Annotated in this window: 18 protein-coding genes and 1 tRNA gene; 9 read left to right on the top strand and 10 right to left on the bottom strand. The window is 69.1% G+C overall.

Going from position 1 to position 20,649, the window contains the following annotated elements; translation table 11 throughout:
• Window positions 1-3: 3 nt before the first annotated feature.
• The 3 genes from B0293_RS14745 to B0293_RS14735 all read right to left on the bottom strand — a co-directional run bounded on the left by B0293_RS14745 (window position 4) and on the right by B0293_RS14735 (window position 3,289).
• Window positions 4-1,233, bottom strand: coding sequence for an NAD(P)/FAD-dependent oxidoreductase (locus B0293_RS14745; RefSeq protein ID WP_005157356.1), 1,230 nt, complete (start codon window positions 1,231-1,233; stop codon window positions 4-6).
• Between the two features lie 106 nt (window positions 1,234-1,339).
• Complete coding sequence (locus B0293_RS14740; protein WP_063936640.1) at window positions 1,340-2,593, bottom strand: SGNH/GDSL hydrolase family protein; 1,254 nt, start codon at window positions 2,591-2,593, stop codon at window positions 1,340-1,342.
• 99 nt (window positions 2,594-2,692) lie between these two features.
• A complete protein-coding gene (locus tag B0293_RS14735) occupies window positions 2,693-3,289 on the bottom strand; it encodes a YdcF family protein (protein WP_039917956.1) in 597 nt (198 codons plus the stop codon).
• A gap of 121 nt (window positions 3,290-3,410) precedes the next feature.
• Here B0293_RS14735 and B0293_RS14730 point away from each other — a divergent pair, with 121 nt between their 5' ends.
• On the top strand, window positions 3,411-4,019 hold the full coding sequence (locus tag B0293_RS14730; protein WP_005157348.1) for a lamin tail domain-containing protein: 609 nt from the start codon (window positions 3,411-3,413) through the stop codon (window positions 4,017-4,019).
• A gap of 25 nt (window positions 4,020-4,044) precedes the next feature.
• Here the strand turns inward: B0293_RS14730 and B0293_RS14725 are convergent, their stop codons facing one another.
• From B0293_RS14725 to B0293_RS14715, 3 genes are read right to left on the bottom strand one after another with little or no spacing between them, the layout of a single operon-like run.
• Window positions 4,045-4,995 carry a DMT family transporter gene (locus B0293_RS14725; protein WP_143254571.1) on the bottom strand — a complete coding sequence of 317 codons (951 nt, stop codon included), beginning with the start codon at window positions 4,993-4,995 and terminating at the stop codon, window positions 4,045-4,047.
• 12 nt (window positions 4,996-5,007) lie between these two features.
• Window positions 5,008-5,949 (bottom strand): methylenetetrahydrofolate reductase, encoded by a 942-nt coding sequence (locus B0293_RS14720; RefSeq protein WP_005157344.1) that lies wholly within the window; start codon window positions 5,947-5,949, stop codon window positions 5,008-5,010.
• 38 nt (window positions 5,950-5,987) lie between these two features.
• Complete coding sequence (locus B0293_RS14715) at window positions 5,988-8,651, bottom strand: helix-turn-helix transcriptional regulator (RefSeq protein ID WP_039917954.1); 2,664 nt, start codon at window positions 8,649-8,651, stop codon at window positions 5,988-5,990.
• Between the two features lie 68 nt (window positions 8,652-8,719).
• On the opposite strand from B0293_RS14715, the gene B0293_RS14710 reads away from it, so the two are divergent.
• From B0293_RS14710 to B0293_RS14700, 3 genes are read left to right on the top strand one after another with little or no spacing between them, the layout of a single operon-like run.
• Entirely contained in the window at window positions 8,720-9,922 is a 1,203-nt protein-coding gene (locus tag B0293_RS14710; protein WP_052014442.1) for an MFS transporter, read from the top strand.
• Complete coding sequence (locus B0293_RS14705) at window positions 9,922-10,338, top strand: Dabb family protein (RefSeq protein ID WP_005157338.1); 417 nt, start codon at window positions 9,922-9,924, stop codon at window positions 10,336-10,338. The genes B0293_RS14710 and B0293_RS14705 overlap by 1 nt, the downstream gene beginning before the upstream one ends.
• Before the next feature lie 44 nt (window positions 10,339-10,382).
• Complete coding sequence (locus tag B0293_RS14700) at window positions 10,383-11,552, top strand: glycosyltransferase (protein WP_005157336.1); 1,170 nt, start codon at window positions 10,383-10,385, stop codon at window positions 11,550-11,552.
• Here B0293_RS14700 and B0293_RS14695 read toward each other — a convergent pair.
• Together B0293_RS14695 and B0293_RS43055 are read right to left on the bottom strand one after the other, a co-directional pair.
• Complete coding sequence (locus tag B0293_RS14695; RefSeq protein ID WP_005157334.1) at window positions 11,547-12,398, bottom strand: DMT family protein; 852 nt, start codon at window positions 12,396-12,398, stop codon at window positions 11,547-11,549. The two genes, B0293_RS14700 and B0293_RS14695, sit on opposite strands and share 6 nt — an antisense overlap.
• A 104-nt stretch (window positions 12,399-12,502) precedes the next feature.
• Window positions 12,503-12,790 (bottom strand): hypothetical protein, encoded by a 288-nt coding sequence (locus tag B0293_RS43055; protein WP_143254570.1) that lies wholly within the window; start codon window positions 12,788-12,790, stop codon window positions 12,503-12,505.
• Window positions 12,791-12,981: 191 nt separating this feature from the next.
• Between B0293_RS43055 and B0293_RS14685 the strand changes: the two genes are divergently transcribed.
• On the top strand, window positions 12,982-13,320 hold the full coding sequence (locus B0293_RS14685; protein WP_005157331.1) for a peptidase inhibitor family I36 protein: 339 nt from the start codon (window positions 12,982-12,984) through the stop codon (window positions 13,318-13,320).
• Window positions 13,321-13,420: 100 nt separating this feature from the next.
• On the opposite strand, the gene B0293_RS14680 is transcribed toward B0293_RS14685, so the two are convergent.
• Complete coding sequence (locus tag B0293_RS14680) at window positions 13,421-13,933, bottom strand: MarR family winged helix-turn-helix transcriptional regulator (RefSeq protein WP_005157330.1); 513 nt, start codon at window positions 13,931-13,933, stop codon at window positions 13,421-13,423.
• Between the two features lie 68 nt (window positions 13,934-14,001).
• Between B0293_RS14680 and B0293_RS14675 the strand changes: the two genes are divergently transcribed.
• The 3 genes from B0293_RS14675 to B0293_RS14665 all read left to right on the top strand — a co-directional run bounded on the left by B0293_RS14675 (window position 14,002) and on the right by B0293_RS14665 (window position 18,919).
• Window positions 14,002-15,204, top strand: a complete 1,203-nt coding sequence (locus B0293_RS14675) for an FAD-dependent oxidoreductase (RefSeq protein WP_005157329.1) — start codon at window positions 14,002-14,004, stop codon at window positions 15,202-15,204.
• A gap of 470 nt (window positions 15,205-15,674) precedes the next feature.
• Entirely contained in the window at window positions 15,675-17,270 is a 1,596-nt protein-coding gene (locus tag B0293_RS14670; RefSeq protein WP_005157328.1) for a vWA domain-containing protein, read from the top strand.
• Window positions 17,267-18,919, top strand: coding sequence for a hypothetical protein (locus B0293_RS14665; RefSeq protein ID WP_039917951.1), 1,653 nt, complete (start codon window positions 17,267-17,269; stop codon window positions 18,917-18,919). Before B0293_RS14670 ends, B0293_RS14665 begins: the two co-directional genes overlap by 4 nt.
• 41 nt (window positions 18,920-18,960) lie before the next feature.
• Here the strand turns inward: B0293_RS14665 and B0293_RS14660 are convergent, their stop codons facing one another.
• Complete coding sequence (locus B0293_RS14660) at window positions 18,961-19,572, bottom strand: ANTAR domain-containing response regulator (protein WP_005157321.1); 612 nt, start codon at window positions 19,570-19,572, stop codon at window positions 18,961-18,963.
• Between the two features lie 173 nt (window positions 19,573-19,745).
• On the opposite strand from B0293_RS14660, the gene B0293_RS14655 reads away from it, so the two are divergent.
• A tRNA-Leu gene (locus tag B0293_RS14655) sits at window positions 19,746-19,822 on the top strand.
• Window positions 19,823-20,649: the final 827 nt, after the last annotated feature.

Below are 20,649 nucleotides of genomic sequence, written 5' to 3'. Positions count from 1 at the left end.
AGGTCACGTGGCGAGCGCGGCCCTCACGGCTCGCGCCACCCGGGCGCCGGACGCGAGCGCTCCTTGCAGGGAACTGGTGTCCCGGTGGTCCCCGCACACGTAGGTCGTGTCGCCGAAACGGATCGCGCGGCGGAAGTCGTGCGGTGCGGGCATCGCGGGGAGCGCGCGGGGAATCTCGTACCGGCCCACCAGCGGCCACCGCGACGCGTCGGTGCGGTACATCCGGCTCAGCTCCCGCCTCACGTCCGGCTCGGCGAGCGGGGTGAGCGCCGACGCGCTGACGAGGCTCGAGCCCTCGGGGGCGTAGGTGGAGCACACCTCACTGAGGACGGCGGTGTTGAGGATCGGTCCCCCGTGGGCGTCGATCACGATCACCGGCTCGCGCAGCGGCGGTCGCGGCGGCGTGAAATACCAGGTTGTGACGCCATTCCAGGACGGCTCTGGGACACCGTGGACGAGGCGTGCGGCGGTGGTCCCGTCCGTGGCGACCACGACCGCGCGCGCTTTCCAGACGTCTCCCCCGGCGGTGCGCACCCGGCCGTCGCGGATCTCCTCGACCGCCGTTCCGGTCCGTACGGTGGCCGAGGGAAGGGAACGGGACAGCTGCCGGGGCAGTTCCCCCATCCCGAGGGCGGGCAAGGACGGCGCAGACCGGAGAAAAGTGCGCCATACCAGCCGGAAGAACCGGGACGAGGTCGACAAACCGTCTTCCAGGAAGACCCCGGAGAGGAAAGGGCGGAACACGGAGTCGATCGCGCGCTCCGACAGCCCTGCCCCGCGCAGTTCGTCGAGGGTGGCGCGGTCCTCACCGCGGACGATGGCCTGAGCGGGGCCTGCGGCGGTGCGGACCGTCGACGCGCCGAGCATGGCGAGATCCTTGGCCGAAAGATGGCGCCGGGCGGCGACGCCGCGCACGGCCTTCGGTGCGTCGAGCGGGTTGCCGAGCAGGTCGAGCCGGTCTCCGTCGGCGACCCGGACCGCGCGCCAGAACCGTCCCAGCCGCAGCGCGTCGACGTCCACGAGACGCCGGACCGCGGGGTAGGCGGGATTGAGGATCTGGAACCCGCGGTCCAGGCGGAATCCGTCGACGACGTCGGTGCGCACCCGGCCGCCGACCTCGTCCCCGGCTTCCAGCACGGCGCAGGAGATTCCGGCGCGGTGGAACGAAAGCCCGGCGGAGAGGCCGGCGAGTCCGGCACCGACGATCACGACCTCGGTTTCGTGTGCCGCCATCTGTGAAACTCCTTCGGTTCCGCTGCTCTCCTGCGCGATGGCAACTTGCCCCAGTCATCCTCAGGCCGCTGGAGCGATCTCGCAACGCTTCGACGGCAGGACGGGCCTACTCCCGGAACAGTTCCAGGTCGAACGCCTCGGCGATGGCCTGATGGCCCGCGTCGCTCGGATGGACGCCGTCATCGGACACGAACTCGGTGCGCATCTTCACCGGTCCGGCCGCGTCCGGGTCACGGGTGGCCGCCTCCAGATCGACGACCGCGTCGAACTCGCCGCCGTCACGGATCCAGCGGTTCACCTCCTGGCGCATACGCTCGAGCTCCGCGGTGAACACGGGCGCGCCGCCGAGAGGCAGCAGCGTGCAGCCGATGACACGCAGGCCGTGCAGGTGCGCGCGACCGATCAGCATGCGGTAGCCCGCGATGAGGTCGTCCGCCGTCGCCCGCTCGCTCTCCGGCACTCCCTGCCTCAAGCCGAAGAACAGGTCGTTGATCCCTTCCGACAACACCATCCAGCGCACGCCGGGCCGCGCCACCACGTCGCGGTCGAACCGGGCCAAGGCACTGGCGCCCATGCCGTCGGCCTCACGCAGGACACGGTTACCCGCGATACCCATGTTGATCACCGCACGCGGCGGCATGCCCTCCCTCGCGGCCAGCCGGCGCGCCAGCGACGAAGGCCACGACGCGTCCGCGTCAGGCGTGGTTTCCATGCCGTCGACGATGGAATCGCCGATGACGACGATGGCGGACGCCACCGGCTGTGCCGTCACGTCGATTCCGGTGAGCCACAGGTACGAAGAGAACGCGGTGGCATCGCGCAGGTTCCGCGTCGCGGTCTGGTCTCCGGGTGCGAGCCACGCCGTGCGCAGTCCGACCTCGTGTGCCGTGGGAATGACGTCCTCGTCGGGGATGTACAACGAAACGACCAGGTCCGTCTGCGCGGCCAGGTCGTACTCGACGGGATCGCTGCAGATGTGCCCACCCGTCGGTACCACCACCGCGGCGCGCCCGCCGAAGGTCAGTGAGCACTCGCTGCCCCCGTGGATCGCCGCGCCGCGCTCGTGCCGCGCGATCCACGCGGCGCCGACGCGCACCGGCGCGCGACCGAAGGAGTTCGACAGCGCGACGCGCACGGCCGTGCCACCCACGGTGGCACGCACCACCATGCGCACGGTCTGCGCGCCGACCTTCGTCGGTGCGCCGGGCGGTTCGTCCGCCTGGCGCGCGGCGTCGTCCGGCATCCACGGCCCTCCACCGGATTCGGCGGGTAGTGCGAGCTGCTGCGCCGTGCCCCAGGTGGCGATCCAGGCCTCCCGGCTCGCCGGGCTTGTCGTCGTGCTGTCGCTGTACTTGGTCATGACCGGCAGGCTGCCGCCACCCACTGCCAGAACCCGCACACGACGCTGGCAAACCGCTGTCACCGACGGGAACTGTGTGGATTTCTGCTCATCCAACGCCTAAAGCGAGTTCTTCCGCTCGTCGTCTTCGAGGCCGCGCAGCGTCCACAGCCCGTACAAAGCGAGAAGCGGCTTGACGATCAGCCATTCGCCGAGCCGGTAGTCGTCCGCGGGCACGAGCCTTTTGGCGAGATCGGGACGCTGCCGACGCAGATACGCGCGAGCCTTGAGCGCGTGAGCCGGCTGGGAGACGATCTTGACGCGGTCGACGTCCTCGATCAGCGGGATCACGTTCGTGACGTTCTCCCATGTCGTCCTGCTGCGCTCTTCGAGGAGCACAGTGCCGTCGAACCCGAGCACGGACTTCGCGTAGTCGGCCATCAACTGGGCCTCCGAAGCACCTCCGGTGGTCGAGCCACCGCTGAAGATCACGCACGTGTCCCCGCTGTGGGCGGTGACAGAACGAAGGCCGGCACGAACTCGCCAGCGGTTGACGATATTCGCTGTCGCTTGGGGATTCCGGTATCCCAGCACCACGACCGCTTCGGAAACGCCACGACCGTGCCCCACGAGAGCACGAGACCAACGCCGGTTCGCCCATTCTCCCCAGCCCAGGACGAGTGCCCCGGCAATCGCCGCCCCTGCCCGCCATCTCATGCCACGACTCTAGGCCCACCCCCGAAGCCGCAACATGTGCGAAGCGGAATTGGCCCCTTGTACGCCACTTTTCCCGCTCCCAGTATGGGAAACGCGACAATCAGCGAACAGAGGGGAAACCATGATCCGCCATCTCGTCAGCGGCGTGCTCGGCGTGCTCGCCCTGTCCCTCGTCACCGCGCCCCCGTCGAACGCCCGGGATCTCACTCCCCGGGTGTCGACCACGGTGCTGATCAACGAGGTCTCCACCCAAGGAACGGCCGGGGCGTTGGACGAGTACCTCGAACTGCGCAACGTCAGCACGATTCCCGTGGACCTCAGTGGCTTCAGGCTGCAGTTCTACTCGTTGAGCTGCGTCCCTGCCGAAACCGTGTTCCTTTTCCAAGGACTGGTACTGCAACCGATGAACTCGGTCGGGCAGTACTTGGTCCTGATAGGACAGAACTTCTCCGGCAGCATCCAGGATCCGACCAACGTCATCCCGGTAGGCAACACCGGTGATCTCATTCCCACCCGCGCCGGGGCGGTGGTTCTGCTCGACACCACCGGCCGCCGGGTCGACACGGCCGGCTGGGCACCCCCGCCCGAAACGCCTTGTCTTCGGGAAGGACAGCCCGCGAGCACGCCACCGCCGGGTCTGTCGATTTCCCGCAATTACCTGAGCTGGGACAGCGACAACAACCGGACCGATTTCAACCCGACCCCGCACACTCCCGGCGCGCAGTGGTAGCGATCCCAGCATGCCCAACGGGGTGTCACTGCGGTGCCGGTTCCTTCGAGTTACGCCCGAGGCTGCCGATCGCGGCCATGATCAGCACGACGCCCACGACACCGGCCATCGTCAGCCGCTCCCCCAGGAAGACGACGGCGATCACGACCGCGGTGACCGGCTCGAGCAGGGTCGCCACCACCGCCGCGCCGCTGGGTGTGGTCCGCAGGCCGGTGAACAGCAGCGCGTAGGCGAGCGCCATCGTCACCGCCCCGAGGTAGCCGATCAGCGCCCACGAGCCGAGGTCGGTGGTCCAGATCCCGTCACCGCTCGCCAGCGGCACGATCAGTCCGGCGGGAACGAGGACCATCGCGGCGACGCAGGTGGTCGTCGTGGTCATGGTCAGCGTGTCGAGCCGCAGTGACAGCGGCGCGGCGGCTTCGGCGGAGAACGCGTAGGCGGTTCCGGACACGAGTGCGGCGAGCACTCCCGCGACCGGGTGCGGCGCTTCGCCGCCGGGGCTGCCGACGACGCTGACCAGCAGAAGCCCGGTCACCGCGACCGTGACCGTGAGGAACTGGCCCGCGGAAGGACGGCGGCTACGCCGGACACTGCCCGTGATCAGCAACAGCACCGGCGCGAATCCCAGACACACCACGGTGGTGACGCTCACCCCGGTCCACAGGACGGCCACGAAGAAGAACAGCTGGAAGAGCGCCGTCGAAACCCCGACCGCGGTCACGCGCCGCCAATGCCGCCGTCCGAGCCGCGCGCAGTCGCGCGACCGGCGCATCGCGGCGGCGGCGATCAGCAGGACGACGACGGCGACGAAGGCACGGTACCCGCCGATGGTCAGCGGCGAGAGACCCGAAGCGTCGTGGACGACCGGGATGGCCGGACCGATCGTGCCCCAGAGCACGCCGGCCAGGCACACCAGGACCAGCCCTCTCGCCTGACCGGTCGACGCCTGAACAGGCCGGGTTTCCGTTGGTGCCACACCGGCAGCATGTCAAACCCGGCCGGCGCGTCCGAGCACCCGGCTCAACTCGCCGGCGAGGGCGACCGATGCCTCGATCTCGACCTTGCGGATGGACACGCTCTCGACGAGGAACCCGAACGGCATGCCGAGCTTGCGGCAGAACGCGGCCAAGTCCCGCGCGGTCGCCACACAGTGCTCGTAGGATTCGGCCAGCGTGTCGTCCGCGTGGCGCAGGGAGTTCTCGAGCCAGCGCGGGACATCGACGCCGAGCCACTTGAGGAACGCCAGCGTCTTCATCGACCCGCACACCGAGAGCGTGAAGAACACCGGCTTCGGCGTGAGTCGCCTCTCCAGGCAGCCGTAGAAGTAGTCGGAGACCATGCTTTTCGCCGCGTCCGCGTTGTAGACGACCTGCGAGATGAAGTACGCGCAGCCGGCTTCCTGCTTGCGGACCAGCCGCAGATGCTCCTCGGGGCGTTCGGTGATGGCGACGCCGCCGAGGAGCAGCTCCGGACGGATGTCCCGGCGCAGGTCCTGCGCCTCGGACAAGCTGGTCAGCACCGGCTTGCCTTTCGAGGAGGCACCGACGAAGACACCGTGCACCTGGTCCGGATCCGCGGTCCGTAGCCAGGTCCGCAGTTCGTCCCCGGAGTATTTGCCGACGCACCGGTAGATGATCGCGGGGCGGTCCCACCCGTCGAGGTACTCCGAATGGTAGGCGGCGGGATCCATGGTCGGCAGGTACGGAAACGGCCGCTCCGCCGGATTGCGGTCGCTTTCGTCGTCGATGTCGTAAAGCGCCAGACCGTCCACGTCGAGGTCGGCCAAGCGTCCCAGGGTGGCCTCGGTGATCTCCCGGATCCGTTCGGGAGCCGTGCTCAGGCGGGGCGGCGTGATGCCGAACAGGAGCAGGCCGCTCTCGGCATCGGTCACCAGCGTCCGGAAGGGCTTGCTGTCGCTGTCGTCCACCATGACGCGGAAGCTAGCAGTTCGCCGCGCTCGATCACCGTCTACCGTCCGGTACCGATGATCTCCGGATCCGGCAGGTCCCGCAGTTGCCGTCGCGAGGTGATCCCGAGCTTGCGGAAGATGTTGCGCAGGTGGGCGTCCACCGTCCGCGGACTCAGGAAGAGCCGCGCGGCGACCTCTTTGGACGTCGCGCCGGTGGCGACCAGGCGGGCGATGTGCACCTCCTGCAGGGTGAGTTCGACGTGGCCGGACGCGGACCGGCCGCGCGCGACCTCCCCGGTGGCCCGCAGTTCGTCGGCGGCTCGCCGCGTGAAGGCCTCCATGCCCGCGCTGGACGACAGTTCATGGGCGGCGCGGAGGTGTTCACGCGCGTCCCGCCGCCTGCCTTCGCGGCGCAGCCACTCGCCGTAGAGCAGGTGAGCCCTGGCCCGGTACGGGACCAGCGGACTCTCGGCCAGACACCGGACCGCTTCCATGTAGTCGTTTTCAGCACCGGTCACCAGCGCTCGTGCGTACGCGGTGACGCCGAGTCCCCACGGCGTACCGCTGGGAGTGGTGCGCTCGGTCAGGGATTCCAGCGCGGACATCGCCGATTCGCGCTCACCGCAGCGGACGGCGGCCTCGACCAGTTCGGGCAGCGCGACTCCCGCGAGGAAGAGGTCCCCCGGTTCCGTCGCCTGCCGGGCCGCGGCCAGCGCGGCCGGATAGTCGGCGAGACCGTTGTTCAGCACCGCCGCCGCCCAGTGGACGTTGGCGGTCATCTGGCCGATACCGCTGGAGGTGGCCTTCTCGAACAGGGCAAGCCCTTCCTCGCGGCGCCCGCGCGACGCGGTCAGGTGCAACCGCGGATACAGGAGGCTCGGGACACCGAGCGCGTCCGCGATCGCTTCCTCCTCGGCGATGGCCGACATCGCCTTCCCGGGGTCGCCGGTGAGCACGGCGGTCATGGCGACCTGGGCGAGGCCGAGCCGGAGGGTGTGCGGCGAGCCGGTTTCCCGCGCGGTGCCCATCAGCCAGTCGACGATCCTCGCGTGGCTCCCCATGTCCCAGAGTTCGGCGGCGACCATCGTCGCCAGCGCGGGCCGCCGAGTCCACATCGGACTGTCGGCCAAGACGCGTTGTAGCAAGGGAACGGCCGCCCGGTGTCCCTCGGTGGTCAGCAGGATCAACGCGTCGAGGATGTCCGGTGGCCGTGGCGCGGGCGGCGCCGAACGCGCCTGGCGCACCACCGTGTCCATGATCCCGCTCGCCCGGCCGACGAGCAGGCTCGCCTCCAGCGCGTCCAGGAAGCATTCGCGGGACCACTCCGGATCCAGCGCGGCGACGCGTCGTGCCGCGCGGAGCATGAAGTCCGCGCCGTTGTCGTCGGTGTGCCTCGCGAAGGCGATCTGACCACGCAGCGTGTCGACCTTCGCGAGCGTGCGGTCGTCCAGGGCCTCCACGGTCGTGAGCAACTCGGCCGCCGCGTCGGTGGCGCCCGCGCCGAGTTTCGCCCGCACCGCGGCGAGTGTGTGCCCGGTCCGCGCGCCGGGGTCCAGCGACAGCGCGGCCGCCCGTTCCAGGAACGCCGCGGCCGCCGCGACTCCGCCGCGTGCCTGCGCACGGGACGCGGACCGGGCCAGTTCGGCGGCGAGGTCGTCGTCCGGCCCGGTGCCCGCCTGCGCGAGATGCCAGACCCGCCGGTCCGGATCGGCCTCGGGATCGGTCACGCTCGCCAGTGCGCGGTGGGCCCGGCGGCGTTCACCGGCCGGAGCGGCCCGGTACACGGCCGAGCGGGCGAGCGGATGGCAGAAGCGCACCCGCGTCGAGAATTCGACCAAACCCGACGACTCCGCCGCACCCGCGCCCGCCTCGACTTCGGCGCCCAGTTCCCGCGCCGCGGCCCACAACAAGGCGGGATTCCCGGTCGGATCCGCGCTCGCGAGCGTCAGCAGCGAACGGGCGCCGACGGGCAGCCCGGCCAGCCTCGACACGAAACCGCGCTCGATCCGGCTCGGCAACGATGACGTGTCGGGCAGCGCGAACCCGCCGGACTTGGGCAGTTCGAGCAGTGCCAGCGGGTTCCCGCGTGCTTCGGCGAGGACGCGGTCCCGGACCCTCGGGTCGATCGTCGCGAGGCCGTCCACCGCGAGCAACGTCCGCGCGTCGGCGTCCCCCAGCCCAGGGACCGCCAGGCCAGGGAGGGCGTCGAGACCGCCGTCGTCGCGGGCCGCGAACACCATCGCGACCGGCTCGGCCGTGATCCGGCGGGCGAGGAAGGTCAGTGCCTTCACCGAAGCGTCGTCCAGCCAGTGGGCGTCGTCGATCACGCACAGCACCGGGCTTCGCCTGGCCGCACAGGACAGCAGGTCCAGGGTCGCGAGGCCGATCCGGAACAGATCCGGCGTCCCGGACCCGAGTCCGAACGCGACCTGGAGCGCCTCCCGGTGTGAGGCGGACAGTTCGTCGAGATGCCCCAGCACCGGCACGCACAACTGATGCAGGGCGGCGAACGGCAACTCCGTCTCGAACTCCGACCCGGAGGCCTCGACGACCCGGAAGTCCGTGGCGCCGCGCCGGACGTGGTCCAGCAGGGCGCTCTTGCCGATCCCCGGCTCGCCGTGGAGCACCAGCGCGCCGCCGTCACCGTGGCGGGCGGCGGCGACCAGGTGGTCGAGGGCGGCGATCTCGTCGGTCCTGCCCACGAGCGGCTGAGGCGTCGGCATACCCGCGAAGGTAAACTAGGCGATTTTCACCGACGCGAACGACCGCCCGCCACTGCGAAATTGGCGAGGTGACGAACAGAGCCGCCCCCGAGCCCGGCACCGCCCGGCCCCCGACCCGCCTGGCGCGCGGCACGGTGCTGGCCGCGGCGGCGTTGACGATCATGGCGGCGGCCGTCATCGCGCCCAGCCTGCCCGCCATGAAGACGGTTTTCGCCGGGACGCCGGGCGCGGGTCTGCTGGTCAAACTGGCGCTGACGGTGACCTCCCTGGCCATCGCGATCTCCGCGCCGTTCTCCGGACTCGCCGCCGACCGCCTCGGCCGTCGCCCGCTGCTCGTCACCGGCCTGGTGCTGTACGCGATCTCCGGGACGGCGGGGTTCTTCGTCGACGACCTCTACCTGCTGCTGGTCACGCGCGCCGTGCTGGGGCTCGCCGTCGGCGGGATCATGACGGCGGTCAGCACGCTGATCACCGACTGGTTCTCCGGCCAGAGCCGCGCGTCGTTCCTCGGGCTGCAGCAGGCGTTCGCGAGCCTGGGCGGGGTCGTGTTCCTGCCGCTCGCCGGTGTGCTGGCCGCCACGGACTGGCACGCGCCGTTCTGGATCTACTCGGCTTCGGCGATCGTGGCGGTGTTCGCGATCGTCTCCCTCCGCGAACCGCGCCGGAGCGTCCCGGCCCCGGCGAGCGACGGCGGGAAAACCGCGCTGCCCGGCCACATCCTCGGCGTCTACGTTCTGGCGCTGGTCGCGACGCTGGTGTTCTACATGGCGCCGACGCAGCTGCCGTTCCTGCTGGAGGGCTTCGGAAGCGGGCCCGCCGTCATCGGCGCGGTCGTCGCCGGGAGCACGCTGACCAGTGTCGCCGGGGCGCTGGCCTTCCCCCGCCTGCGCCGGCGGCTGAGCTCCACCGCGATCACCACGCTCAGCGTCGCGCTCCTGGGCGCAGGCTGGCTGCTGGTCGGCACCGCGGACACCGTCGTCCAGGTCTTGGCCGGGCTCCTCGTCGGCGGACTCGGCGTCGGCTTCGTGGTCCCCAACCTCAACCTGCGCCTGGCCGGGTTCGCCGGGCCCGAAAACCGCGGCCGCGTGCTCAGCGGCCTGGTCACCGGGATCTTCCTCGGCCAGTTCCTCTCCCCGCTGATCGTCCAACCGCTCGTCCAGACCATCGGCATCGCCGGCACCTTCACCTGGACCGGCGTCGCGATGGGAGCCGGAGCGGCGCTCGCCGCCCTGCGCTCCCAGTCCACTTCGAAAAACCGAAAGGAAATCTGATGATCTACCACGGCAACCGGTTCACCCTCCGCCCCGACGCCTCGCCCGAGCAGGTCGAGGAGGCGTTGGAGAGCCTGCGCAACCAGGGCCGGGTCATCCCGTCCGTGAAGTCCTTCGTCGTCGGGCGCGATTTCGGCGGCGAGTACACCTGGGGCGCCGTCTTCGTGCTCGAAGACCTCGACGGCTACTGGGAATACCTCATCCACCCGGCGCACCGGAACACCGACCGGGTCGGTCTCCCGCTGGTCGACAAGTTCGCGTCCTTCGATGTCACCGACGACGAGGACCCGGACATGGCCGCGAAGATCGCCGAACTGCACCAGCGCCGCTACGACAACGACGCCGAACTGACCAAACTGGTCTCCGACCTCGGCGAGTACTCCGGCAGCGCCGCCCCCGGAAAGCACGGCGAATGACGAAGCCGGTCGAGTCCGCGGACGCCAGGCAGTAGCCTTCGGCGATGCGTCTGTTCTTCTCCGCCGGAGCGGGATACAGCCACATCGCCCCCTTGCTGCCGTTGGCCGTGGCGGCGCGGGATCGCGGGCACGACGTCGTGTTCGCGACCGGGCCGGGCGCTGTCGAGCACTCGCGGGCGTCCGGCCTGCCGACGATCGGTGTGGACGGACAGGTCGACGAAGCGGCGGCCCGTCAGGCCTGGGGCAGGTATTCGCCCGCCGAACTCGCCGTGATGTCGCCGGACGAAAAGCTGGCGTACGTGGTCACCGTGATGGCCGAGACCGGGGCCGGACCGCGAGTGGACGGCATGCTGGCCTCGATCCGGGAGCACCGGCCCGATCTGGTGGTCGCGGGTGCCGCCGAGTTCGCCGCGCCCGCCGCGGCGGCGATCGCCGGACTGCCGTACGTGGTGCACGGCATCGGACCGCCGAAACCAGCCTCGATCATGGCGGGCGGGTGGCAGGCGCTCGACCCGATCGTGCGGCGCTTCGGACTCGACCGGTTCCCCGAGCACGAAACCGTTCCGTATCTGGACATCTGGCCGGAAGCGTTGCGGCCACGGGAAACAACCTGGGATCACCCGGTCCGACTGCCGATCCGCCCGGAGGGAATCCTTCCCTCGCCGGGAAAACGCCCGTACGTCTTCGACGGACTACAGCACGGCAAGACCGTCTACGTCACGGCGGGGACCTCGCACAACACCCGGCCCGGGGTGCTGGAGACCATGATCTCCGCGTTGCACGGCGAGGAGGTCGACGTCATCGCGACGATCGGCCGGGACGGCGACCGAAACCGGTTCGGCGCACAGCCCGCCGAGGTGCGGATCGAGAACTTCCTTCCGCAGCAACGAATACTTCCCCACGTCGACGCCGTCGTCTGTCACGCGGGCTCGGGCACCGTACTGGGTTCGCTCGCGCACGGCGTGCCGCTGGTGGTCTCGCCGCTGGCCACGGATCAGTTCGACATGGCCGCCCAGGTCGCCGGCGCGGGAGCCGGTGTGCTCACCGATCCGGGCTCCCCCACCCTGAGCGGGATCCGCGACGCCGTCCGCACGGTGCTCACCGATCCCGCTTACCGCGATTCCGCCGTGTCCCTCGCCGCGCGGATCGCGGCGATGCCGGACCCCGCGTCGATCCTGGAAAAGCTGGCGGAGTACGCGAACCACCACTCATGAGACCGTCCGTGCCACCCCCAAAGGTTCCTTGGCCTGGGTGGCGTAGTGGGCGGTGACGATCGCACCTGACATGGCCAGGATCAGGCCGGTGATCGTGAAGGTGATGAAGCCGTCGCGGACGCGGTCGTCGAGGAAGACCAGGCCGATGACCGAGGACAGCGCCGTGTTCGTGGTGAACATGATCGCGTTGACCGCCGTCGCGCCGCCCTTCTGCAAGGCCAGGGCGAAAGCGACCGCCGCGGCCAGGCCGTTGAGGATCATCGCCCACACGGCCGGTTCCACCAGTATCCCCCAGCCCGAGGTCGACAGGTTCAGGGTGCGTGCCGAGACGCCGACCACGCTGAAGCCGACTCCCGTCGCGAAGCCGAGCACCTGCGCTGCCCAGGGGCGGTCGAAGCGCCTGAAATACCACGCGATCGCCCCGACGAACAGCGCCATCGCGGGCAGGACCCAGCGCCACGCCGCCGGAAGCACCTTGGCGGGTCCCGGCTGCGCCGAAAGTCCCAGCAAGACCAGGCCGACCGCCCCGACTCCCAGCGCGGCCCAGCCCGACGCCGCCAAACGGCTGCCCAGGAACGCGGAGATCGCGGCTGTCACGCCGACGCTGAACGCGAGCACCGACTGGACGAGGAACAGCGGCAGCCGCTGCAACGCGGCGGCCGCGCAGGCGAAGCCGACCAGGTCGACGCCGATGCCCAGGAAGTAGATCCACTGGCGGCGCAGACGCACCAGTTCGAGCGCGCTGCCTCCATAGGCACCCGCGCGGCGGACTCCGATCGACTCCAGCACCGAGCCGCCACCCGAGGCCAGCGCCGCCACCAGCGCGAAGACGTATCCGACGATCACCCCCGCAGTCTGTCAGCCACCCCCGGCAGGCAGACCGGCACACAGCGATTTCACACCATGATCAGACTCCGTCACCGGGTGTCACCGCGCGGCTTTCGAAGCCGTCAGCGTCTCCGGGTGGGAGTGGTGCGGCGCGGGGTGGTCGGGCGCTTCGCGGTCGTCGTGGAGCGGTGAGTCGTGGTCCGCGGCGTGTCCGGCGTCAGCTGGGTCGTGGTGGTCACCGGGGTCTCCGGCGGTGACGAGGTCGACGTCGTCAAGGGGCCGGTCGCCATCGTCTTCGGGGCCTGCGTGGTCGTCGCGGGCACCACCTGGCCGGCCCCCGACCCGCCCCCGGCGCACGCGCCGAGCAGCACACCAGCGCCCATGACCAGGCCAAAGCACCAAACCCGCATGGCGCGGACCCTAACAGTCGTCGTCTCCTCGGGAGGCCGTATCCGGCGGATCGCTATGCGGTCCTGAATGGACACGACTCGCGGCCGGCCGCGGGAAGGTCACCGTTGGGCAACTACGCCGACTCGCCGGGCGATACCGACGCTACGCTCCTGCCGAATCGGGCAAAGCGCCCGCTCAGGGAGGGAAACCGATGAGTCGCAAGTATCGCCTGACGACCCTGCTGGCCGCCGGCATCGCCCTCGCGGGAACGGTCGTCGCGCCCGCGACCGCGATGGCCGCGCCGAGTTGCACCTCGGACCTGTGCCTGTGGTCGGGAATCAACTACACCGGCACGAAGAGCTCGGCCGGGTACTTCGACAAGAACACCCACTGCTACCCGGACAAGCACTACAACTCCGCGGTCAGCCGCACCGGCTACAGCATCCGGATGTACAACGGCTCCTCGTGCAACGGCCCGTCGTTCGTGCTCGGACCGGGCAAGCAGGTCGCCAAGACCCAGTTCGTGGTGCACAGCTTCCGCCGCGCCTGACCCCGAGTGCCGCGTGGGCCACTCGCTCCACGCAGCACTCGCTCGGGCCCAAGTCCAGCGCGGGACAGGTCACTGGGATCACTTCACCGGGGCCCCGAGTTCAAGGTGTGTCGTCGGACGCCGAGCCGCGGTCCAGACGCCGGTTGGCGTCACCCGTCGCCTCGGCGATCTTCGACAGGAACGTCGCGACGACGCGGAGTTCCTCGGGGTCGGCGGCGTGGAGCGTGGCCGCGATCTCGGCCCCGGCGAAGGAGAGGAACCGGCGGGCGCGTTCTCGCGCGGCCGGGGTCGGACGCAGGGTGACCCGGCGACGGTCGCTGCTCTCACGGCTGCGCAGGACATGACCGGCGTCCTCGAGCCGGTTCAGCAGAATCGTGGTGGCCCCGGTGGTCATGGCGATCCGCCGGGACAGTTCCGCGGGTGAGAGCGGCGTCCCCGCTTCGGCGGCCCACGTGATCTGGCCCAGCGCATGGGCGTCCGAAACGGGCAGCCGCATCCAGACGGCGAGATGCCGATGCAGTTCACCGAAGCCGACAGCCCAGTCTCGAAGCCGCTGCATCACCTCGATCTGGGCCGACGTCCAGCTCTCGGTCAGCGGGTCGACATCGGCCATGCGATCTCCTTTGCAGCAGAGTAGCTTTGCAGTAAAGCTACTCTGAAACTCTCGACAGGGGAACTCGGATGACCACTCGACATGCTGTGGTGTCCGGCGCGAGCATCGCCGGGCTCTCGGCCGCCTTCTGGCTGCGACGCGCTGGTTGGGAGGTGACCGTGCTGGAGCGGGCGACGGCGTTTCGCGATGGCGGGCAGAACGTCGACATCCGCGGCGTCGGCCACGAGGTACTCGCCAAGATGGGCCTGACCGAGGCGGTCAGAGCGCAGAACACCACCGAAACCGGCACTGTCTTCGTGGACGGCTCGGGCGAAGTGCTCGTGGAACTGCCCTCCGACGGCCCGGACGGCGCGACCGCCGAACTCGAAATCCTGCGCGGCGATCTCGCCCGCACGATCCTGCGGCAACTGCCCGAGGAGGTCGGGGTCGATTACGGCGACCCCATCGCCGCGGTCCGGGACGAGGCTGACGCAGTCACGGTGACCACGAACTCCGGACGGGTCCTGCGCGCCGATCTGCTGGTCATCGCCGAAGGAGTCCGCTCCACCACTCGTGACCTGCTTTTCGAGGGTCAGGTCGACCGCCGCGCGCTGGGCATCACCATGGTCTTCGGCACCATCCCGCGCACCGCCGACGACGACAGCCGATGGCGCTGGTACACCACCACCGGCGGACGGCAGGTCCACTTGCGGCCGGACAACCACGGCACCACGCGCGCCATCCTCGCCTGCACCGAGGCCGAAGACCCGACCCGCCTCGACCGGACCGAGGCGCTCGCCCGGATCCGCGACCGCTTTTCCGGCGTGGGCTGGGAAGCGCCCCGCATCCTGGACGGATTCGAAGGCTCCGACGACGTCTACTTCGACCACCTCACCCAGATCCGCATGCCCGCCTGGTATCGCGGGCGGGTGTGCCTGGCCGGTGACGCGGCCTGGTGCGTGACCCCGATGGGCGGCGGCGGCGCCTCGCTCGCGCTCGTCAGCGGCTACGTCCTCGCCGCCAGCCTGTCCGGCACCGGATCCAGCTCGCTCCCGACCGGCCTCGCGGCCTACGAGGCCTGGATGCGGCCGCTCGTCGACGACGTCCAGCAACTCCCCCGCTGGATCAAACCGTTCGCCTTCCCCCGGACCCGGCTCGGCCTGGCGCTGCGCAGAGCAGCCGACAAAGCACTCATGTCACCGGTACTGGCGCCCCTGACGGCGAAGTTCACCAGGATCGCCCATACCGACAGTGCGCTGCCGCCCATCGCGGCAACGGGGTCCGCGAGGTGAAGACCGCGCGGGAGATCTGCTCCGACTCACCAGAGGCCGGAGCACTTCGTTGCGCCGAAAGGGATGATCACGCCTGGCCGGGAAGCTGAGCCCAAGCCGAAAGTGGCGAACCGCTTCGGCTACGCCCCGGATTTCGGTGCGCTTGGCGAACGGTTTCCGTCCGCGCTCAATCCTGGAGACTCTGTGCGACCGAAGGCACATCCAAAACGTTCTCGTCCTCGTAGCGCGAAACACCGCCGTGTGACTTCGGGCGAATTCTGGATTCTCACTACCGAGCCACCCGGACGTGAAATTCATACCCAAAGTCGAATAGCGGAATCGACCAAGTGACTTTTCCGGTTTTTGCAACGAAGCCCCGCTGGGCCATTCGGGCGATCCTGTCCTCGTCGAGAGCGTCTCGCGTAACCGAGATGGCTTCGGCGGCGACCTCGGGCGGTAGGCCGATCGCAGACGGGGTGAGGGGTAGCGGTATGGCGCGCACCAGGTGGTGGCGGGTCGGACTGGCCGTGGTGCTCGCGGTGGCACTGGTGGCGTGGCTCGCGGACTGGGGCTTGCTCGACTGGATGCTGGCCGCCGAGCACCCCGTCCGCAATGTGCTGGAAGCGATGAGCTGGCCCGCCGGCGTCTTGGCCCTCGTCTGGGCCGTTGCGCCCACTGTCCTCAAGCGGACGCGCCCTGAAGAGGACGAGCACCCGGGTTCCCCGACCGGAGGCCTACCGCCGGTCACGACGATGTCGTCTCACCGCGGCTCGGGCACGACCGTTCAGGCAGGCCGGGACATCCGCGGCAGGACCGTCGTGAACACCGTCCCGCCGCCGCGGGACGAACCGGGGATTCCAGCCCATCCCCCGTCCGATGACACTCACCCCTCGTCCACGGCCGAGCCACCGACAATGGGCTCGCACACGGGTTCCGGTACGACGATCCAAGCGGCGAGGGACATTCGCGGCGGGGTCAGGGTCGGCGTTTTCCGCAGTATCCCGCTGCCGCGATCGGTGCGCGTCGCGATCATCATCACGGTGGTCGTGGCCCTGGTCGGCGGTGTGGTCACCGCGGTGGTGAAGTGGGTCCTGCCGGAATTCGATCCCACTTACAAGACAGAGTTCCTGATCGACTTGTCCGCGGCCGACGCGGACCCGTCCGTAGTGGCGGAGAGCCGCGATTCGCTCCTGAAGGCGATCGGGAACACGGGAGATGACGACGCCGTCGCGTTACGGACTTTCGGCGGTCAATGCGGAACCGACGGCAACACGTCCCAGCTCGTCACTTTCGGGACAGGCAACCGCGACGACCTCGGCAAGGCGATCGGCGGCGCACCGGTGACAGGTGCGGCGACGCTGGTGCGAGGCTTGATCGAGGCGGCCGAGGACTTCAGCGGACCGTTCTCCCGGGACGCCAAGCAGGTGAACAGGATCGTCGTGGTCACCCGCAACGGCGTCGACGCCTGCGACGACGACGCCGGCTACGTCCAGCGAGAGATCCGGAACCGGCTGGCGTCCTCGGGCCTCGCGGTCGAGTTCCGCTTCGTCGGATACCGGCTCGGAGACAAGGACAAGTCGAGCCTCGACCGGTTGGCGAGCAGCGCCTCCGCGGCACCTCCGGTGCTCACCCGAGACCCAGCGGAGCTCCAGGCGGCACTCGATTGGATCGCCAATGTGGAGCCTGTCCTGCGATCAGCACAAGACGTCGTCGGCATTCTCAACCCGGTCGCCAAACAGCTCAACGACGCGGCTCAGGCCGCCGTCGACGGCAGGCTCGATGTCGCGGACCGCACGCTGGCCGCGATCAAGCCCGTTTCCGCTGACGCCGAGTTCGAGAATCTCAAGAGCAGAGCGAAAACGCCCGACGCCGTCGAGGTCTCCGACCGCACAGTGGCGCTACGGGATCGCCAGAAGAACGCGGTACCCGCGGTGACTGCGCTCGTGGATCTCGCCAAGGCGGGCAAGTCGTTCACAGCCGAACTGACGGCGTTCCGTCATGACGCCGACCTGTACAACTCCGAGGTCAGTGCGTTGAACACGCTTCTGGCCAAAATGCGGGCCGCCGGGCCGGGGGGACACCGATGAAAAAGCGTGCGGTGCTGATTCCGCTGACCGCCCTGGTCGTCGTAGTAGCGTGCGCGGCGGTCTACTACTTCGTCCTTTCCGCGCCCGCGTACCGGACCGTTGTCCTGGTCGACACCTCTGCCCCGGGCAACGGTCTCGCCCAGATCGCGGATGCCGTGCGGTCGGTCGCCGGCAACAGCGGCGACTCCGACGCGCTGAGCGTACGCCGCTTCGGTGGTGAATGCGGCAGTCCCGGCGACACTTCCGAGATAGCCGACAGTCCGCGGGAAGTGGCGCAAGCCGTGAGCGCACTGTCCCCGGCGGGCAAGGCCACCATGATCGACGGTGTCATGGCCGCGATCGACGACTTCAGTGGCCTCTTGACCCGGAGCGGCAAGGTGCGGAACCGGATCGTCGTCATCACCACGTCGGGCGTCGACGCCTGCTCGAAGGACCCCGCCGGCGCGCGCAAGGCCATCGACTATCACCTGACCGAAAAGGGCTTGGAACTCGACCTCAGAGTGGTCGGTTTCCAGCTGCCCCAGGACCAACGGGACGCACTGGCCCAGTTCGCGGGCACGTCCAACGCGGCGTACGCCGACAAGATGGACGATCTGAAGGTCGTCCTCGACAAGCTCGTCGTGCCGGACTCGCCCGATGCTTCCCCGATCAGTCTCACTTCGCCGGAACCCGAACCGAGCTACGCGTTCGTGACCTCCAACCGGTTGGGGGTCGTCCGCGGGACCAAGGTGGTCGCGGAGACGTCCGGCGAGTTCACCAGCGCGAACGATGTCCGGTACTCGGTGGACGGGCATTTCGTTTTCGCGGTGACCCCGACAGGTATCGCCACCATCGACGTCCGTTCAGGCACCGCGAGAGTGATCCAGTGCGGTGGCTGCCGGGACGCCGTGGCAGCGGGCGGCGGCGTGATCAGCTGGCTGGCGGACAACGTCGTGACCACGATCGACCTCGCCGACACCACCGCCAAGCCGAAATCCGGGGTCACCGTCCTGCCCGACCGCAAAGTCGACGAAGCCAGCAACGTATATCCGCTCCGGATACTGGCAGGCAAAGACGGCAATACCCTTGTCTCCGCGCCCGACGGCGTGTCCGCGTATGGCGGAGGCGCGGAGAACCTGTACCTCGCCCGCGCCGGTGGGCAAGTGGTCCCGCTCGGCACCGCCCAAGGCAATGTCGCCATCTACGGCACGACCATCTCCCCCGACGGGCGCTCTGCGGCCTACGTCTCCGCCGGCCACGCAGGAGCCTGTCAAACCCGGTCGTCGGTCGTCTTACTCAACCTGGCCACCGGCGCTCACGAAGAAACACCTCCGGTAGGCGACCCGAAAGACGACGGGTCTGCCGTGCCCGACGTCTGGTACGACAAGGACGGTGTCCTGAACATGATCTACACCTCGTGGCGCTGCGCGTCGAGCGGTGGCCCACAGACCTCGGTCACCGTTCCCGAAGGCCACTGGCGGCTCGGGAACTCCGGCTGGACACAGCGAGACCCCGGCTCGATCGGCCACACCCGCCAGGTCGCCCCCGGTTTCCGTGCGATTCTGGTCCGCCCCGACTCACAAGCGTTCACTCAGGAACTGTTCTCAGAGGTCAAGGGCACTCGTACCAAGATCTCGGACGAGGTCATCGCCATCGCCGTACCGAGCTGACGAACACCTCCGGCGACGGAGGTGTTCGACCTGGGCTTTCGTCAACCGATGCTCTCGACGACGGCCTCCGCCACGGCCTTCATCGTGGTCCGGCGGTCCATCGCGGTGCGCTGTATCCAGCGGAAAGCGTCCGGCTCGGTGAGGCCCTGACGGCTCATCAACAGCCCCTTGGCGCGGTCGATGACCTTCCGCGTCTCGAGCCGGTCGGTGAGGCCCGCGACCTCGGACTCGAGGGCCTGGAGCTCGGCGAACCGGCTCACGGCCAGCTCGATGGCGGGCACCAGGTCGCGCTTGGCGAACGGCTTGACCAGATACGCCATCGTGCCCGCGTCCCTGGCCCGCTCGACGAGGTCGCGCTGACTGAAAGCGGTCAGGATGACGACCGGCGCGATCCGGTCGCCGGTGATCTTGGAAGCGGCCTCGATACCGTCGAGCTTGGGCATCTTGACGTCGAGAATCACCAGGTCGGGCTTCAATTCGGTGGCCAGGTTGATGGCCTGCTCGCCATCCCCGGCCTCACCGACGACCTCGTAGCCCTCTTCGCGGAGCATCTCGACGAGGTCCAGACGGATGAGGGCCTCGTCTTCGGCCACGAGCACCCGCCGCTGGGGTGCGGCGACGGCACCGTTGGCCTCGGCAGCCTGCTCGGTCACCGGGGTCCTCCTGAAGGTCGTCGGGCAGTTCGGCTCGCGGGCTGTCCGCGAACCTGAAGCCTACCGGGAACGATCCAGTCGGCGAGATGGCGTTCACCACGTCAGACGGTCGTCACACTCCCGGGCCCGGCGAAAGGCGCGGTCCCGGGATCCCGTAAAGTTCATCCGGCACCGCCCCCGTAGCCCAACTGGCAGAGGCAACGGATTCAAAACCCGTCCAGTGTGAGTTCGAATCTCACCGGGGGCACCAACAGGAACCTCACGAACAGAACCGGCGCGCTGCGCCGGGACGTCCAGGGGTTCCATGGTCTCGGAGATCCTCTCCGCCGCCTGACCGATGTCGGGCAGCTGGTCTGCTGGGAGTTTGATCGTCATTGTCGCATGCTCGCCATCGTCGTGAACCACGATCGCGAGCTGGACTGCCTCGAACAACGCTCGTATGTAGTGCTCCGGCGCCTTCGCCAGGTTCAGCGCCAGACACGGAAGCGCATCGATGAGCTGCAAGTCGTCGATGCTCATCGTCTGGGCTGTCGCCTCGTCCGCCTTGTCCAGCTCCTCAAGTTTCGACCGGAGCTTCTTCTCATCGGAGGCCAGGTCGTTGTAGCTGCCTCGCAGTGCCGTGGTGAACGGATCATCCGGGTCACCCTGCTGCGCTTGCTTGAGGATCGACGCCTGTTTCTTGGCAATCTCTGCGAGCCTCCGCTGAATGCGTTCTCGCTCGGCGTCACGTGCGACAACCTCACGATCGTCGACTCCGGCCAGATCGGCTTCGAGAACGGACCGCCGATCGGGCCCGAACACTCGATCGGCGAAGAACTTCGCGACAGCGTCCAGCAGCGTATCCTCACGGAGGTACAGCGCCTTCTCATGCTCGGTGAACCGATCCGAGCGACCTCGATTGTTGTTGCTGGGCCTGCACAAGTAGTACGCCCGCTCGTGACGCGGAACTCCGACCATCCGCCTGCCGCATCCATGAAACAGGCGCCCGCGGAACAGATAGCTCCTGACCGTGTCGGGATGCGTGTTCGGTTTCTCGGCACCACGGGAGCCCTGCTTAGAGCGTGTCTTACGTGGTGA

Source organism: Amycolatopsis azurea DSM 43854 (assembly GCF_001995215.1).
GTDB classification, from domain to species: Bacteria; Actinomycetota; Actinomycetes; order Mycobacteriales; family Pseudonocardiaceae; genus Amycolatopsis; species Amycolatopsis azurea.
This window is presented reverse-complemented; position numbering and strand designations above follow the sequence as displayed.